Genomic DNA, 14,760 nt, shown 5'->3' on the forward strand with positions numbered 1-14,760 from the left:
TGCGAATTTGATTAAAGACTCTTCAACGCATTTCGATGCGTTGTTTTCAGCTGTCCTTAACCATGCGGCGGAACCCGGCAGGGCAACACGCGCCCTGCCGAGAATGATCGCCATCACCACGTGTAGCGAACGACACCCTTGCCGCCATAGGACGACGTGACGTCGGAGAATTCGCCTTCGAAGGTGAGCGCCGCCGACCAGCCGCTAGTCCAGTTCATCGCCGCGCTCGCGGTGGTGAGCACCGCGTCGCTCGCAGGCGCCGCACCGTTGACCACGAAGGACGCGCCCGGCAGCGTCTGGAATGTCGCGGCAACGCTGCGATCGGTGTTGTAGTCGTGCGCCCAGGCGAGCCGGCCGCGCAGGCTGAGAATGCCATCCTGCAACGCGATCGAGCGATCGCTGCGGACGCCGAGTTCACTGCGCGTGGCGGTGACGGTCTTGGCGCCATAGGCCGTCGCGAACGCGCTCGATCCCGACAGCACCTGCTCGGCATAGGACGGCAGATCGTAGGTCGTGAACTGTCCGGCGGCATAGGGCGTCAGCGCCAGCGACCACGGCGTGATGAAGCGATAACCGCCTTCGATCCGGCCCGACAGCGCGTTGGTGTTGAATTGCGCGCGCAGCCGGTCGACGCCGGCGATCGTCACCGTGCGATCAGTGGTGACGTCCTGCCAGCCATAGGCCAGCGCGCCCAGCAGATAGGCCGGCCCAAATCCATGATGGATGAAGGCGCCGGCCTGGAACAGGTCGGAGCGTCCAACGCCGAGTGCATTGGCCACGGTGAAATTGGTGCCGCCGCCGGCGAGCGCAAAGCCGGCATTCGTGTCGGGCGAGATCCGGTAATCGGCGCCGACAGCGACACCGAAAATGCGGCTCGTCGTCGAATTCGATCCGACGGCGATGCCGCCATCGGTGCTCTGCCCGCCACCGAAGCCCGCCGCCCAGACGCTCCAGCGCTGCTCGAACGTCTGCGACGGCGGCGCCTTGCGATAGATCGCGGCATAGGCATCGCGCGCGGCCTTCGCACGCGACATGCCGGTCGACGCGTAGCTCATGGTGTCACCAGCGAATTGCGACGCACCACCATTTGCAGGCACGCCGCCGCGCCCTTCGGTGAAGGGATCCGTCATGACACCGAGGAACATGTTCATGGCATCGAACGTGGTCTGCTGCGAGCCGGTGCCGAGTTCGCCCGACGCCTGCGTCAGCCCCGCCGGCGTCAGCGCGCCGAACGCGGCGGAAATGCTGCCCGTGCTGTTGAAGGCGCTGGTGATCGCATGGCCGACCGCGGCCTGATTGCCGTTGAGCTTCGAGGCTGCGGCAAAATTCAGCGCCAAATTGAGATAGACGCTGTTGGCGTCATAGCTCAGGCTGGAGATGAAGTTCGATGGCAAATTGCTGCTGACCGGCCCGGCAAAGCTGCCGCTGACACCGCCGGCCGCGTTGAGGATGGTGTACTGCTTCTGGAACGTGGTGCCGGTGAAGGACGCGTTGACCGTGGCGCCGCCGAGCGTCGCCGCACCAGTCACGTTGGTGCGATCGGACGCTGCGGCCGTCACTTCGACCAGATAGGTCGATGCGGCGGTGAAGGTCAGGCTGCCCTGCACCGTGAGCGTGCCGATCGAATTGCCCGGCGACAGCGTGCCGCCATTGACCAGGACATTGCCGACGCTGCCATTGCCGCCGAGCGTGCCGCCGGCATTGACGGTCACGGCATTGCCAAGCGAGCCATTGACCAACAGCGTCGCGCCGGAGCCGATGGTGGCGCCGTTCTGGTAGCTCTGCGCGTCGGTCACGGTCCAGACGCCGCCCTGCACGTTGAGCATCTCGAAATTGATCACATTCGAGAGCGTGCCCGAGCCCGGCCCGAACAGGTTGAGCGTGTCGGTGCCGACCCCGCCATCGATCCGGCCGGTGATGGTCGAGCCGCCATAGAGATTGAGCGTGTCGTCGCCGCCTTCCATGCTGATCGCGCGGCCGGTATTGCCGATGATGGTGCCGTGGTTCGACAGCACGTCGGCGCCCTCGCCGGTCTGGATCGCTGCGCCGTCGCCGCGGATGAAGCGGGTCGAGCCGGTACCGGTATAGGTCACGCCGTTCAGCGTACCGACCGAACCGGTATCGGGCGTGCCGTTCTGCAGCAGCGTAACGCCATTGGGATCGGGAATCGTGCCGTTGCCGATGATGGTGCCGTAGTTGACGATCCTGTCGTTGTCGACGGCGGCATTGCCGGTCTTGTTCTCGGAGCGGATCGCATAGCTGTTGTTGCCGACGATGGTGGCGCCGGCATGGTTGATCAGGTCGAGCGCCGCCGATCCGCTGCGCGAATGGTCCGGATTTGAATTGTTGTTGACGACGATGCCCGCCGCGGCACCGCTGATGGTGCCGTAGTTGCGGATGGTGCCGCCGCCGATCGCAAGGCCTTCGCTGTTGTTGAAGCGGCCGCCGTCATCGGCGCCGGTTGCGCCGGTGCCCTGGACGATGCCGTAATTGGTCAGCGTCAGGACATTGTCGATATCGATGCCGTCGCCATCGCTGCGCGTCGAGACGCCATCGATCGCCCCGGTGATGGTGCCGTAGTTGGTGACGATGGCGTTGCCGCCGCCGACGCCCGCACCGTTGCGGCCGATGATGGTTGCGCCGGCAAAATTGTTGACCGTGATGGTGCCGGCGTCGCCGGCGGTGCCGTTCTTGGCACCCGAGATCAGGCCGCCGGCATAGTTGTTGACGGTGCCGTTGTGGCCGCCCTGAAGATCGATCGCATCGGCGCTGGGCCGGCCGGTTGCGGGATCGATCGTGCCATTGGCGATGATCTGGCCGTAATTGTCGATCGTGAAGTTTTCGCCCGGACGGATCGCGTCCGCATTGGCTGCGGTGATCAGGCCGGTCGCGCGGTTGGTGATGTGAACGCTCGCGGCGGTCGAGGTGAGATTGTCGAAGTCGATCGCCTGCCCGGTCGCCGATTTGATGGTGCCGGCATTGTCGACCGAGAACCTGGCCGCGGTCGTGCTGTTGCTGCCCGACGCGCCGTTGATCTGGATGGCGTCGTCCGCCGACTGGATCGTCGCGCCCGCATTGTTGACGACCGACAGCGAGATCACGTTGTTGAGATTGGTGGTGGCGCGGATCGCGCGAGACCCTGCCGTATTGGTCGCTTCGATCAGGCCGGAATTTGTGATCGTGGTGGTTCCGCCGCCGATCCGCATCACGTCGCTGCCTGATGACTTGATGGTGCCGCCGCTCTGGTTGGTGATCGCGAACACGGTGGTGTTCGACGTCGCGTTGACGAAGTCGAAGACGCGGCCGTTGCCCGTCGACTGGATGGTGCCCGCATTGTCGACGGTGACCGACCCGCTGCTCAGGCCGCCGTTGATCCGGAATGCATCGTTGGACGCGGTGAAGAGCGCGCCGGAATTGTTGATCAGCGTGAGGTTGCCGCTGATGGCGCTGCTCGAGGTGTCGATGCCGCGCGAGGTCGCCGAGATGGTGCCGTTGTTGGTGATGACGACGCCGGGCGACGACAGGCCGGTGATCCAGGTGATCGCGGTGCCCGTCACCGACAGGCTGCTGCCGGCGGCGACCCAGCCGGTGTCATTGTTGGAGACGGTCTGCGCCGTCGTGCTGTTGGGAGGAGTGCTGAAGCTTGCGGCCAGTGCCGGACAGGAGAACCCCAAGGAAGTCGCAGAAATAGCCAGCGCAAGCCGGCTTGCGCGGCTCAGAAACTCAGATTTCACGTAACGCCCCAAGTACTTATTACCGGGGTAGAGCCCCGGTCATTGCGGGCGGCAATCTGGGTATGGTTTGTGACAGGCGCACAACAAATGACGAGGCTGCCTTGCGGCGCAACGACACAGGGGCGAGAGCAACCCGACGGACATCCAAGCGGTACTGCTATCCGGCGTCCGGAAACGGCACCGCCGTTGAATATATTTGCGGCGCGTCAACGCCTTGATTTGGCGGCCATTTGAGCCACGCATCGCAATGCGGCATCGCCGCGAATTGCGAGCCTGACAACAAGACTGCCTTTTTCGGCCTGGAACCCCTTGCTAGCTTTGACGTTAATGCGGGCAGCGTTGTGTGAACCGAGGGAGTTTCCCCAATGGATTTCGCGAGTCCTCTGCTGAGCAAGCTGAGCATTGTGGCCGCGTACATCGCGTTAGCCTTCGTCGGCGCCATTATTCTCGGCGTGTTCTAGGACATTCGACAGGCATGAGTTCAGCGCCCGGCGGCCGCCCCCGCCGGCGCTTTGCTGTTTTGCGTTCACTCCGCCACAACTACAGCTCGACGATCGCGATGAGGGGCTCGAATGCGATGCGCGTGCAGCGCTGCGCCGTGCAACGGCGGGGCGAGTCTGCGAGTTCGCCCTTCAGGTAACGGCTTGTATCTGCCCGGCGGTCGCTTCATGTGCGTCGCCGGACCCGCTATAAGAGCCGCATTGTCGAAAATGAATTGAACCTGCGGGCGACCGGCGACCAATGAAGCATTTCCTCACCGCGGCCAGGCTGTTGGCCCTCGATCTCGCCTCGACGCTTGTCTTTCTTGTTCTGTTCCTGCTGACGCACAACACCGCGCTCGCGGTCAGCCTCGGCATCGCATTCGGCGTCGTGCAGATCGGCGTCCAGATGGTGCGCGGCAAGCGGATCGACACCATGGAATGGCTCAGCCTGTTCCTGGTCGTCGCCGCCGGCTCCGCCACGCTGCTGACCCACGACCCGCGCTTCGTGCTGTTCAAGCCGAGCGTGATCTACGCCATCGTCGGCGTCGTGATGCTCAAGCCCGGCTGGCTCAACCGCTACCTGCCCGGGATCGCACAGAAAGTCGTGCCCGATGTCGCCGTCAAGGTCGGCTATGCCTGGGCCGCCCTGATGTTCGTCTCCGCCGGTGTGAACGCCTTCGTCGCGCTGACCTGCGAGATCACGACATGGGCCGTCGTGATGCCGATCTTCGGCATCGTGAGCAAGATCGTGGTGTTCCTCGGCGGCTTTGCCGCACTCCGCCTCACCGCGAGGCGCCGCATCCGCGCCATGCCGGAGGCCCAGCGCGAGGCCGTGCTTGCGCTCGAAGGAGCACCGGCGCCCGCGGCGCCGTAACCCCGGATCGGGGTGTGGTTGACGAAACAAACGGCCCGCGCGACGAAACCATTTTGCCCCGACGACGAAGAATTGCCGAAACCAAGCCTGCCTAGTGATGGCTTCGACAACGCGCTGCTTCGGCGCGATCACAAGGGGGACATGATGGCTTTCACCGCTTCCGCGCTTCGTCACGGCAAACTGCTGGCGGCAACCGCGTTCACGCTCGGTCTGCTGACCTCGGCGTCCTATGCCTACACCGACGAGCAGCAGCAGATGTGCACCAGCGACGCCATGCGGCTGTGCAGCTCGGAAATTCCCGACGTCGACCGCGTCACCGCCTGCATGATCCGCCAGCGCGCCCTGCTTAGCGACGGTTGCAAGGCGGTGTTCCACTACGTGCGGCCGGCGGCTGCGCAACCCGCGAATTATGCGCCCGCGGCCAAGCCGGCGAAACCGCTCAATATCACTCCTCACAAGCGCGGCTAAGCAAAACCCCAACAGCGACCAGGCACCGCGCTTCCGGCAACGGAGCGCGGTGCTTGATCGTTTCGGTCCGCCATGACAACAAGGCACGACCGTTCATCCGGCATTCAGCCTGACGCGGCTCAATTGCCGTCCCCACTGCCTCCCCCGGGAATCGATGGCGATGCGCCGCAGCTTTCTCTTTGCGCTTCTGCTTGGCGCCGGCGTCACGATCGGTTGGCAACCAACGGCCAATGCCGCGCCGGACCTGACGCGGCTCGCACAGGCACAGCCTGCACAGGCGCCCGCCCCGGCGCCGAGTGCGACGCCGGCTACGCCTGCTCCCGCAACACCCGCGCCTGCAACGCCGGCGCCTGCAACGCCGGCGCCCACCGCGAGTGCGCAGCCCGCGGCTCCCGAGCCGATCGGCAACGTGGCAACACTGACAGGAACCGCGACCGTCACGCGCAACAACACCGCGACGCCGCTGCAGATCCGCGACGACATCTTCGCCAATGACGAGGTCGCGACATCAGGGACCTCCTCGCTCGGCATCACCTTCAACGACGGCACCACCTTCAACCTGCGCGCCAATGCCAGGATCACGATCGACAATTACGTCTATGAGGACGGCGGCCAGCAGAACAGCGCGCTGTTCAACGTCACCAAGGGAACGGCGGCCTTCGTCGCCGCTGCGGTCGCCAAGACCGGCGACATGAAGATCTCGACCCCGACCGCGACGCTCGGCATCCGCGGCACCACCGGCCTCGTCGAGGTGCCCGAAGGCGCCACCGCGACCAGCAGGAATGTCGGCATCAAGCTCTATCCCGACGCCGACGGACATGTCGGCCGCATCGAGGTCAACGACCGCAGCGGTGCCTCGCTCGGCGTGCTGACGCGCGGCGCCAGCGGCTTTGCGATTCGTCCGGGCACCGGCGGTGCCCGCTTCGCCGCGGTGCCGCTGACGATCTCGCCGCAACAGATCACGCGCGACCAGGGCTTTGTGCGCCAGGTCCATAGCGCGCAGACGCTGGGCCGCCAGGTCGTGACCGAGCAGCGCGACTTCCGCCGCGCCAATCCCGATTTCCGCAGGGCCAATCCGGCCGCGCCCTATCCGAACCGCGGCCAGCCCGTGCAGCCGAACCCGCAGCGGCAGAACGGCCTGCCGGGCCAGAACCGCAACACGCCGCAGCAGCCGCGTCAGCAAAACCGTCCGGGCCAGATGCAGCAGCCCGGTCAGCCGAACCGTCCCGGCCAGCAACCGGGCACGCCTGGCCGGCAAGGTTCGCAGCAGCGGCCCGGCACGCAGCAGCAAGGCGGCGCACAGCATGCGCTGCCCGGCCAACCCGGCGGCGCGACGCTGCCGCACGCGCCCGGCGTCCAGACGCCAGCCGGACAACAGCCGGCGGGACAACAGCCAACGCGCCAAGCCCCCACGCAAGAGCCCGCGCGCCAAGGCGGAACGACGCAACCCGGCGGACAACAATCGCCGGCACGTCAAGGCGGTCTGCAGCCCGGCCGCACCCAGGCGCCGGGCGGCGTGCGCCAGCCAGGACCGCCAGCGGCCCAGCCGGGTCGATCGGGCGCGCCGCGACAAGGCACAGCGCAGCCCGTGCCGCAGGCGCCCGGCCAGATCCGACCCGGCATCCAGCAAGCCGCACCGGGCGTACGTCCGGGCATACAACGGCCCGCGGTGCAGGCGCGGCCAGGCTTCCAGCAACGGCGCGCGCCGCCTCCGCCGCGCGGCGCGAAGCCTCCACCCAGGGACAAGCGCCAGTAACTGAGATCACAGCAATGTCGATCAAACGAGCGAATGGCGCCGGCGAGTTACGCCGGCGCCATGCACAGATCGACCAATGCCGAGCGGCAGGTCAGCCGCGCCTGGTGATCACGGCCTCCAGATATTCGCTCGGGATCACCAGCGTGCCGTCCCTGGCGACATTGAACTGGTCCATCAGGCTGAACATGTCGGCGGCGAGCAATTGCTGCTTGACCGGATCGATCGCCCCGAACGCCTTCAGTACGGGCCCGTAATAGGTGCGGAAGATCTCGAGGAAATGCTCGCGCGACCTGTAACGGAAATTGAAGTGCCTGCGCCTGGCATCGAGCGTCGCCTGCGGGCCGAACAAGGCGCCGAGATGCGCCTCGGTGCCCCACAGCGCGGGAGACTTCACGCCCGGCGCCGGCGGCACATACTTCCCGATGGTCTTGAACAGCTGGCCGATGAAACCTTCCGGCGTCCAGCTTGCGAGGCCGATCTTGCCGCCGATGCGGCAGACGCGGCGCAGTTCATTCGCCGCCTGCTGCTGGTCGGCGGTGAACATGACCCCGAAGGTCGACAGCACGACATCGAAGCTGGCATCGGCAAACGGCAGCTTCTCCGCGTCCGCTTCCTGGAACGTGATGGGCAGACGCTCCGCCGCCGCCCGCTCGCGGCCGCGCTCGAGCAACGCCGCGACGTAGTCGGTCGAGACCACGTCGGCAAAGCGCCGCGCCGCAGCCAGCGTCGCATTGCCGTTGCCAGCGGCGACGTCGAGCACCATCTGATTGCTGCGCAGGTCGACTGCCTCGCAGAGCATCTCGCCGACGATCTGGAGCGTGGTGCCGACGATCGCGTAGTCGCCCGAGCTCCAGGTGGCTTGCTGGCGCGCCTTGACGGCGGCGAGATCGACAGTCGGCATTTCGGTCTGAACGTTCATGTGCATCTCCTTTGAAAATGTGGTGCGGCTCGCGGCGAGGCCGCCGGCTTCGCCGAAAGTCCGCGGGTTGCGCCAAAAAACGGCGTCGAGCAGTGCAATGACTTCAAATGTGCTGCGCGCTATGTGCGGCGGTCGAGCAGGACCGGGATGGTCGATGCGGCAACTATGCTCCAGTCCGAGCGATGCCTGCAGCCGTGGCTGCTACGCTGCGTCGAGGCGGCCTGCTGCGCCGGAGCTGCACGATGCTCCAGAACGACAGGTTCCTCCGCTCGGGTGAACACGGGCGAGGACAAACCCGCGATCACCAGCCCGAGCAGCGCGCTTCGCCCGATCGGCCGTGCGCAGCGGTTCCCGGCGCCCTTCGACTGGCCGCCGGCCTCGCGCGGCATCAGGCGACTGGCCTGCCGCTCGCGATGGGCGAGCATGCCTGCGACCAATTGATTGACGATCCGGCGGATCCGCAAAAGCAGGAAGGAAAAATGCCTTCGTACCGGACTTGAAATGGATTCCATGAATGAAATCGACATAATTGTTTCCTTGATCGAAGTGTGATGGCGCTCCGGATCAGGTTTGGTCGGGATACGCCATGCGACGCCGCGCAGGCGTCATTCGGCTGCAATGGGCGGTTGGACCGGATCACCACGCACCACCACGGTTGCCGCGACCTTGTAGAATTCCTCGCCCGGCATGCCGACGCAGCGCGCATGCTCCCGGATCGAGTTCACCGTCACGCGCCTCGTATATGCAGAATGTGCCGATGCGACCATCCGCCTCGTGCACCACATAGCTGCGGATCCAGCGGACACGGTCCGGCATCTGCTCGTCGCCGACCCTTGCGGACGTCGCGCCGGCGAGTTCCAGCTCGCTCATGTTCGCCCAGGCGCTCGGACGGCGAATGACATAGAGTTCCATCGAAATCTCCTCGGTTGCAATTATTGAACGGCAGGCGCTCATGGCGAGCCATGATCAGCTATAGGCGCTGTCGATGCCGACTGTCCTTACCGCGGACTGATCATTGCCTGATCTTTGTCTGATCCTTGGCTGAACCTTTTCCGCCGAGCCCGCACTCATACACATGGCATTCTCATTTGGACTGTTCGAGCTTGATGAAGCTGGACGCGTGTTGCTGTGCGCGCGCCAAGAGGTCCCATTGCAGCCGCGTGTGTTCGATCTGCTGATTTATCTGGTTCGACACCGCGACCGGGTCATCCCCAAGGAAGAACTCCTCGAAGCCGTCTGGCCGGATGTGACGGTCACAGACAACTCGCTGCAGCGGGCGGTGAGTGCGTTGCGCGCCGCGCTGCGCAACGGCGGCATGGACGGCGCGATCCGAAATCTGCCGGGCAAAGGCTATCGCTTCTTCCTCGAGTCCGAGATCCGGCAGCCGGAACGGATCGACCCCAAGCAAGTCGATGGCACCGTCGGTGCAATCGGTCTCGCCCGACGCGCAGCGGCCGGACAATTGTGGTTGCAGGCAGCGACCCTGTTCGCGAGCGCGGATGAAAGCGGCCAGCTCAACGCTGAAGATCTGCACGATTGGGCGCTCGCCCTGCAGTGCCTCGGCAGGGCCACGGCAGCGATTCCGATTCTGGTTCGCGCGGTCGCCGCACGCAGCCAGGCCGGTGACGCCGCAGGCGCCACGGTCGACGCGATAGCACTCTCGGCCTTGCATTTCGAAAGCGGCCAGGCCGCGATCGGAAAGGGCTGGCTCGCGCGGGCGGAAGATTGGGCTTCAACGCTCGACGATCCTCCGACGACGGCCCTGGTGTTATGGATGAAGTCGAAACTGGCTGCTTTCGATGGCGAGCCGGAACAGGCACTCGCGTTGGCCGACGCTGCCTACACCGCCGTCAGATACAAGGATGCGATCAATATCGAAGCGCTGAGCCTCGCCTATCGCGGCTTCTATCGGCTGTGCCTCGGCGACACACACGGAGGACTGTCCGATCAGGACCATGCCGCCGCAGTTGCCCTGTCCAGCAACAATCTGGACCCGATCATGGGCGGCAACCTCTATTGCAACATCCTCTGGGCGGCCCGGATGTTCGGAGATTGGGCACGCGCCGACCAGTGGACGCGGAGCTACCAGAACTTCTGCTCGGGCAGCGGCATGGAATTGACGGGCTCGTGCCAGCTGCACCGCTCCGAGGTGCTCGGCATCAGAGGCTCGCTCGACGAAGCGCTGTCGCGCATTCGGGACGCGCTCGGACGCCTGACCAGCGATGCGCCCTGGTCTCTTGGCGATGCCAACCGGGTGCTGGGCGATATTCAGGCGGCGATCGGCAATGACGACGCAGCGCTCGAAGCCTATGACAGGGCTTACACGCTGGGCTGGTGTCCGGAGCCGGGCCGCGCCATGCTGCTGCTCGCAAGAGGGGAAGCGGAGGCCGCCTATGCAAGCCTCGAGCGGAGCCTGATCGGCAAGACCTGGTGGACGCTGCAGCGACGCGGAATCCTGCTCGCGCATCTGGCGCTGGTTGCCGCGCACACGCATCGGACCGTTCGAGCGAAGGCATTGATCTGCGAACTGTCGGGAAGTCCGGATCGCTGGCCGATGCCCTCGATCCGCGCACTCACCAACGAAGCACAGGCGATCCTCGCGCTTTCCCGGCAGGACCATGAAACAGCCATGCGGCATCTCCATCTCGCCCGCCAGCTGTGGTCCAGCATCGAAGGGCGGGTCCAGATCGTGCGGCTGCGGCTTCAGATCTGCAGCCTCCAGTTGGAGGATGGAGATGTTCGCGGCGCCATGGCCGAAGTTCATGCGGCACAGCTTCTGGCCCGTGACCTGGGCTCGCCCAAGCGTCTTGCCGAGTGTCTTGCCTTGCAGCGTGACATTGACGCCTGGCAGCCAACGGCACGACGTCAGATGTGCGGGTGATCACGCCGCGCGACGCAGCCAGTCGCGCACGCGCTCGATCAGAATTCTTGCGCGGCGTGGGCTGAGGTGCCGCGCCGGCCGGCACGACCTCGTGCACGAATGGCGGCGCTTGGTCAGGGACGACCGTCTCGGCGCCTCGTTCGGTCTCGGCAGCGGCATTGGGTGCGGCCGCCGGAACGTCTTGCGGCGCCATGGCCGCCGGATCGGGGTTGCTTTGCACCAGCGGCGGCTGATCGATGGCCAGCGTCTCCGCCGGCGTAGCCGCATCGGCAACATCAGGCGCGTCGGCGACCTCCTGCTCGTCGATGACCTGTGGCACAGCGACTTCGCGAATCCGACGGCGCTCTGCGGCCACGGCTCTCGCCCGCGCGCGCCGCTCGCGCTCGGCGATCGCCGCGGCCTGCAACGCGATCGGTCCGACATTTTCCAGGAACGCGCGCTCATAGCCGCGTGACAGACGCTCGAGTGCCGCATCGAGCGGCAGCCAGTCCACCTCGCGGATGTCGCCCATCAGCGCCCGCACCGGCTTGCCGCCGGCATCCATGCGCCAGTAATGCACCACCTTGGATCGGCCGCCTGAATCATAGACCAGCGTGCCGAGGAATTCGTGCACGTCGACGTCATGGCCGGTTTCCTCGAGCACCTCGCGCTCGGCAGCGGCGCGCGGCGTCTCGCCGTCGTCGAGCTTGCCTTTCGGCAACACCCATTCATTGCGCTTGCGCAGCCGCACCACGGCGAAGCGCTGCGGTGCGTCCCGCCGCAGCACAATGCCTCCCGCCGCCAGAACAGGCGTCCGCGCCATCTCTTGTCCATCAGGTTTGCGATTTAGGATCGTCGCACGACGAGCCCGGCTATTCTACGCATGATCTCGAAAAGTGGAAGCCGGTTTTCCTGCTCAAACGATGAGCGCGATGCGCAGATCAGATCGCAGGCTTTCGCAGCAACGGTTCGCCGCATTTGATCCGCGTTCCCTCCGCAACGTTGTCGCAGAATTCGAAATTGCTTGGCGCCAGCACGATGATCGTCGAGCCGTGTTCGAACCAGCCGAGTTCATCGCCCTTCTTCACATGCGCGTTACAGGAAAAATCCACCGGGCCCCGCGACTGCGCGTTCAGCGTGATATCGAGGAAATGCAGGCGGAGGCTCGCGACAAGGATCGCCGCGACCGGAACCAGCGTCAGTGGCTCGCCGGCTGGAAGCTTGGCGCGCAGCACCGCGCGCTCGTTCTTGCAGAACAGCCGCTCGATCCGCTTCAGCGCGATCGGATTGACGTTCCAGACGTCGCCATGAATGAACGTCACTTTGTCGATGGCAAGATCATAGGGCGCGTGGAAGCGGTGATACATGCTCGAGGTCAACCGCAGCGTGACGAAGCGGCCGTTCCGGTGCTGCTCCACCAGCGCGGGATCGCCGACCAGATCGAGCAGCGAATAGGGCGCGCCCTTGACCTGGAACAATTGCCCGTCCTCGATCCGCCCATGCGCGCCGATGATCGCGTCCGACGGGCTCGCGATGATGGCGGGATCTGCCGCTGCGGGGCGCAGGCCGGGCTTCAGCTCGCGGGTGAAGCAATCGTGCAGGCTCCTGAACTCGGTCTTCTTGGCCTCCGACAGATCGAGGTCGGAGAACAGCTTCCAACAGGCGATCGAGGCGTCGCGCAGCAGGGGGTTCTCGACCTTGGAGAACCAGCCCATGAAGCGGGTCAGCGCCGCCCGCGGAATCCGGTTGGTGAGCAGGAAATTGAGGTCCTCCTGCTGGGTGAATGCCGAGATCAGGCCCTTGACTGTCATGAATCTGTTAGGTGCTGAGGCTAGCGCTTCTGTCATGGAAACATCCCTTCCGATTCTCTCGCTGTCCGCCGCCGCGCTTGCCGGCGCCGCCGCAGCTTTCCCCAAAATTCAGGCCCGCATCGCGCTGTCGCGCGCCAAGCACCGCTCGCTGACCGGACATTCCAAGATGTCCAAGATGGTCGCGCGGATGGTCCCGCACTACGAATTCGACATCGACGACTTCTTCCGCTCCGACGGCGCGCCGAAGGACGTCGCGATGCAGCGCCAGGACGGCTTCTTCCGCCTCGCCGGCCTCTACGGGGATCGCTACCCCAAGGGCCGCGCGCTGACCGCCGAGGTGACGGAGCGCATCTCCGACCTGCAGTTCACCGAAACCTACCGCGTGCCGTTCCAGTACAGCCGCCTGGTGCGCGAGCATCTCGGCACCTCGGCCTTCGTCGAGGCCTCCAGCGGCGTCACCGTCACCGACGTCGACGGCAATGTCTTCTACGACCTGACCGGCTCCTACGGCGTCAACATCTTCGGCAACGACTTCTACAAGGAGTGCATCGCCGAGGGTGAGAAGCGCGCCCACGCGCTCGGCCCCGTGCTGGGCCCCTATCACCCGGTCATTGCCGACAACGTCAAGCGGCTCTGCGAGCTGTCCGGCCTCGACGAGGTCTCGTTCCACATGTCCGGCACCGAGGCCGTGATGCAGGCGGTGCGGCTCGCGCGCTACCACACCAAGCGGAAGCGCCTCGTGCGCTTCGCCGGCGCCTATCACGGCTGGTGGGGCGACGTGCAGCCCGGCGTCGGCAACCCGGTGTCGCCGCACGAGACCTTCACGCTCGCCGACATGTCGGAGAAGACGCTGCACGTGCTGCGGACGCGCAGCGACATCGCCTGTGTGCTGGTCAACCCGCTGCAGGCGCTGCATCCCAATTCCAACGCGCCCGGCGATTCCGCGCTGGTCGACTCCTCGCGTTCCTCCAAATACGACCGCGCTGCCTACACCGAATGGCTGAAGAAGCTGCGCGAGGTGTGCACCGAACGCGGCATCGTCCTGATCTTCGACGAGGTGTTCGTCGGCTTTCGCCTCGCCGCCGGCGGCGCCCAGGAATATTTCGGCGTCAAGGCCGACATGGCGACCTACGGCAAGAGCCTGGCCGGCGGGCTTCCGGTCGGCGTGGTGTGCGGCCGCAAGGATTTGATGCGGCGCTTCCGCGACGACCGCCCGGCCGACATCTGCTTTGCCCGCGGTACCTTCAACTCGCATCCCTATGTGATGACCGCGATGGACGAGTTCCTGAGCCGGCTCGCCAGCCCGAACTTCCGCTCGATCTACAACGGGCTGGACGAGACCTGGAACGGCCGTGCCAAGGCGCTCAACGACCGCCTCGCCACGCAAGGCTTGCCGGTTCGCGTCGGCAACATCTCGTCGATCTGGACCGTCTGTTACACCGAGCCGTCGCGCTACAACTGGATGCTGCAATACTATCTGCGGGCCGAGGGACTGGCGCTGAGTTGGGTCGGCACCGGCCGCCTGATCTTCACCCTGAACTACACCGACGCCGACTTCGCCGAGGCCAGCGACCGCTTCGTCGCGGCAGCCGAGAAGATGAAGCGCGACGGCTGGTGGTGGCACAAGGCCGGCCTCACCAACAAGAACATCAAGCGGCAGATCCTGAAGGAGATGGTCGCCGTGAGGTTCGGCCGCTGAGCACACCGTCATTCCGGGGCGATGCACAGCATCGAACCCGGAATCTCGAGATTCCGGGTTCGCTCGCTGGCGCGATCGCCCCGGAATGACGGCGTTTAGGTCGTCACCGTGAAGTTCAGGCGCTGAGGCAGCGCGCGGCCCGCCTACTCCCTCGCCC

Annotated in this window: 11 protein-coding genes and 1 pseudogene; 6 read left to right on the plus strand and 6 right to left on the minus strand. The window is 65.5% G+C overall.

The genetic code is table 11. The features are described 5' to 3' along the window. Window positions 1-113: 113 nt before the first annotated feature. The gene (locus ACSKB9_RS12430) at window positions 114-3,734 is read right to left on the minus strand and encodes an autotransporter domain-containing protein (RefSeq protein ID WP_438073449.1); all 3,621 of its coding nucleotides are present in this window, start codon (window positions 3,732-3,734) and stop codon (window positions 114-116) included. Window positions 3,735-4,475: 741 nt separating this feature from the next. Between ACSKB9_RS12430 and ACSKB9_RS12435 the strand changes: the two genes are divergently transcribed. From ACSKB9_RS12435 to ACSKB9_RS12445, 3 genes are all read left to right on the plus strand, one after another. Then, window positions 4,476-5,090, plus strand: coding sequence for an inner membrane-spanning protein YciB (locus ACSKB9_RS12435; protein ID WP_438073451.1), 615 nt, complete (start codon window positions 4,476-4,478; stop codon window positions 5,088-5,090). Between the two features lie 141 nt (window positions 5,091-5,231). After that, window positions 5,232-5,558 carry a hypothetical protein gene (locus ACSKB9_RS12440; protein WP_438073453.1) on the plus strand — a complete coding sequence of 109 codons (327 nt, stop codon included), beginning with the start codon at window positions 5,232-5,234 and terminating at the stop codon, window positions 5,556-5,558. Between the two features lie 154 nt (window positions 5,559-5,712). Next, window positions 5,713-7,314 (plus strand): FecR domain-containing protein, encoded by a 1,602-nt coding sequence (locus tag ACSKB9_RS12445; RefSeq protein WP_438073455.1) that lies wholly within the window; start codon window positions 5,713-5,715, stop codon window positions 7,312-7,314. Window positions 7,315-7,405: 91 nt separating this feature from the next. Here ACSKB9_RS12445 and ACSKB9_RS12450 read toward each other — a convergent pair whose 3' ends face one another. The 3 genes from ACSKB9_RS12450 to ACSKB9_RS12460 form a co-directional block, all read right to left on the minus strand. After that, complete coding sequence (locus ACSKB9_RS12450; RefSeq protein WP_438073457.1) at window positions 7,406-8,233, minus strand: class I SAM-dependent methyltransferase; 828 nt, start codon at window positions 8,231-8,233, stop codon at window positions 7,406-7,408. Between the two features lie 119 nt (window positions 8,234-8,352). Then, window positions 8,353-8,760 (minus strand): hypothetical protein, encoded by a 408-nt coding sequence (locus tag ACSKB9_RS12455; protein ID WP_438073458.1) that lies wholly within the window; start codon window positions 8,758-8,760, stop codon window positions 8,353-8,355. Window positions 8,761-8,869: 109 nt separating this feature from the next. Further along, window positions 8,870-9,145: a nickel-binding protein gene (locus tag ACSKB9_RS12460; protein WP_438073459.1), complete on the minus strand. Its 276-nt coding sequence runs from the start codon at window positions 9,143-9,145 to the stop codon at window positions 8,870-8,872. A gap of 163 nt (window positions 9,146-9,308) precedes the next feature. Between ACSKB9_RS12460 and ACSKB9_RS12465 the strand changes: the two genes are divergently transcribed. Continuing rightward, window positions 9,309-11,114, plus strand: a complete 1,806-nt coding sequence (locus tag ACSKB9_RS12465) for a winged helix-turn-helix domain-containing protein (protein ID WP_438073461.1) — start codon at window positions 9,309-9,311, stop codon at window positions 11,112-11,114. Between the two features lie 91 nt (window positions 11,115-11,205). After that, window positions 11,206-11,568, plus strand: a complete 363-nt coding sequence (locus ACSKB9_RS12470; RefSeq protein WP_438080637.1) for a hypothetical protein — start codon at window positions 11,206-11,208, stop codon at window positions 11,566-11,568. On the opposite strand, the pseudogene ACSKB9_RS12475 reads toward ACSKB9_RS12470, so the two are convergent. Next, window positions 11,500-11,916 (minus strand): annotated as a pseudogene (locus ACSKB9_RS12475) (NUDIX hydrolase); the annotation flags it as partial. The gene ACSKB9_RS12470 and the pseudogene ACSKB9_RS12475 sit on opposite strands and share 69 nt — an antisense overlap. Window positions 11,917-12,034: 118 nt before the next feature. Beyond that, entirely contained in the window at window positions 12,035-12,904 is an 870-nt protein-coding gene (gene asd, locus ACSKB9_RS12480) for an archaetidylserine decarboxylase (RefSeq protein WP_438073463.1), read from the minus strand. Window positions 12,905-12,938: 34 nt separating this feature from the next. Between asd and ACSKB9_RS12485 the strand changes: the two genes are divergently transcribed. Beyond that, window positions 12,939-14,603 carry an aminotransferase class III-fold pyridoxal phosphate-dependent enzyme gene (locus ACSKB9_RS12485; protein WP_438073465.1) on the plus strand — a complete coding sequence of 555 codons (1,665 nt, stop codon included), beginning with the start codon at window positions 12,939-12,941 and terminating at the stop codon, window positions 14,601-14,603. The last annotated feature ends 157 nt before the right edge of the window (window positions 14,604-14,760 follow it).

The sequence above is a fragment of the Bradyrhizobium sp. BR 1433 genome (assembly GCF_051547665.1).
GTDB classification, from domain to species: domain Bacteria; phylum Pseudomonadota; class Alphaproteobacteria; order Rhizobiales; family Xanthobacteraceae; genus Bradyrhizobium; species Bradyrhizobium australafricanum.

What these genes read in the sequence shown, in the direction of transcription:
- ACSKB9_RS12435 (WP_438073451.1), top strand. Translation starts at nt 4,476, where the DNA reads ATGAAGCATTTCCTCACCGCGGCCAGGCTGTTGGCCCTCGATCTCGCC.
- ACSKB9_RS12440 (WP_438073453.1), top strand. Translation starts at nt 5,232, where the DNA reads ATGATGGCTTTCACCGCTTCCGCGCTTCGTCACGGCAAACTGCTGGCG.
- ACSKB9_RS12445 (WP_438073455.1), top strand. Translation starts at nt 5,713, where the DNA reads ATGGCGATGCGCCGCAGCTTTCTCTTTGCGCTTCTGCTTGGCGCCGGC.
- ACSKB9_RS12450 (WP_438073457.1), bottom strand. Translation starts at nt 8,233, where the DNA reads ATGAACGTTCAGACCGAAATGCCGACTGTCGATCTCGCCGCCGTCAAG.
- ACSKB9_RS12455 (WP_438073458.1), bottom strand. Translation starts at nt 8,760, where the DNA reads ATGTCGATTTCATTCATGGAATCCATTTCAAGTCCGGTACGAAGGCAT.
- ACSKB9_RS12460 (WP_438073459.1), bottom strand. Translation starts at nt 9,145, where the DNA reads ATGGAACTCTATGTCATTCGCCGTCCGAGCGCCTGGGCGAACATGAGC.
- ACSKB9_RS12465 (WP_438073461.1), top strand. Translation starts at nt 9,309, where the DNA reads ATGGCATTCTCATTTGGACTGTTCGAGCTTGATGAAGCTGGACGCGTG.
- asd (WP_438073463.1), bottom strand. Translation starts at nt 12,904, where the DNA reads ATGACAGTCAAGGGCCTGATCTCGGCATTCACCCAGCAGGAGGACCTC.
- ACSKB9_RS12485 (WP_438073465.1), top strand. Translation starts at nt 12,939, where the DNA reads ATGGAAACATCCCTTCCGATTCTCTCGCTGTCCGCCGCCGCGCTTGCC.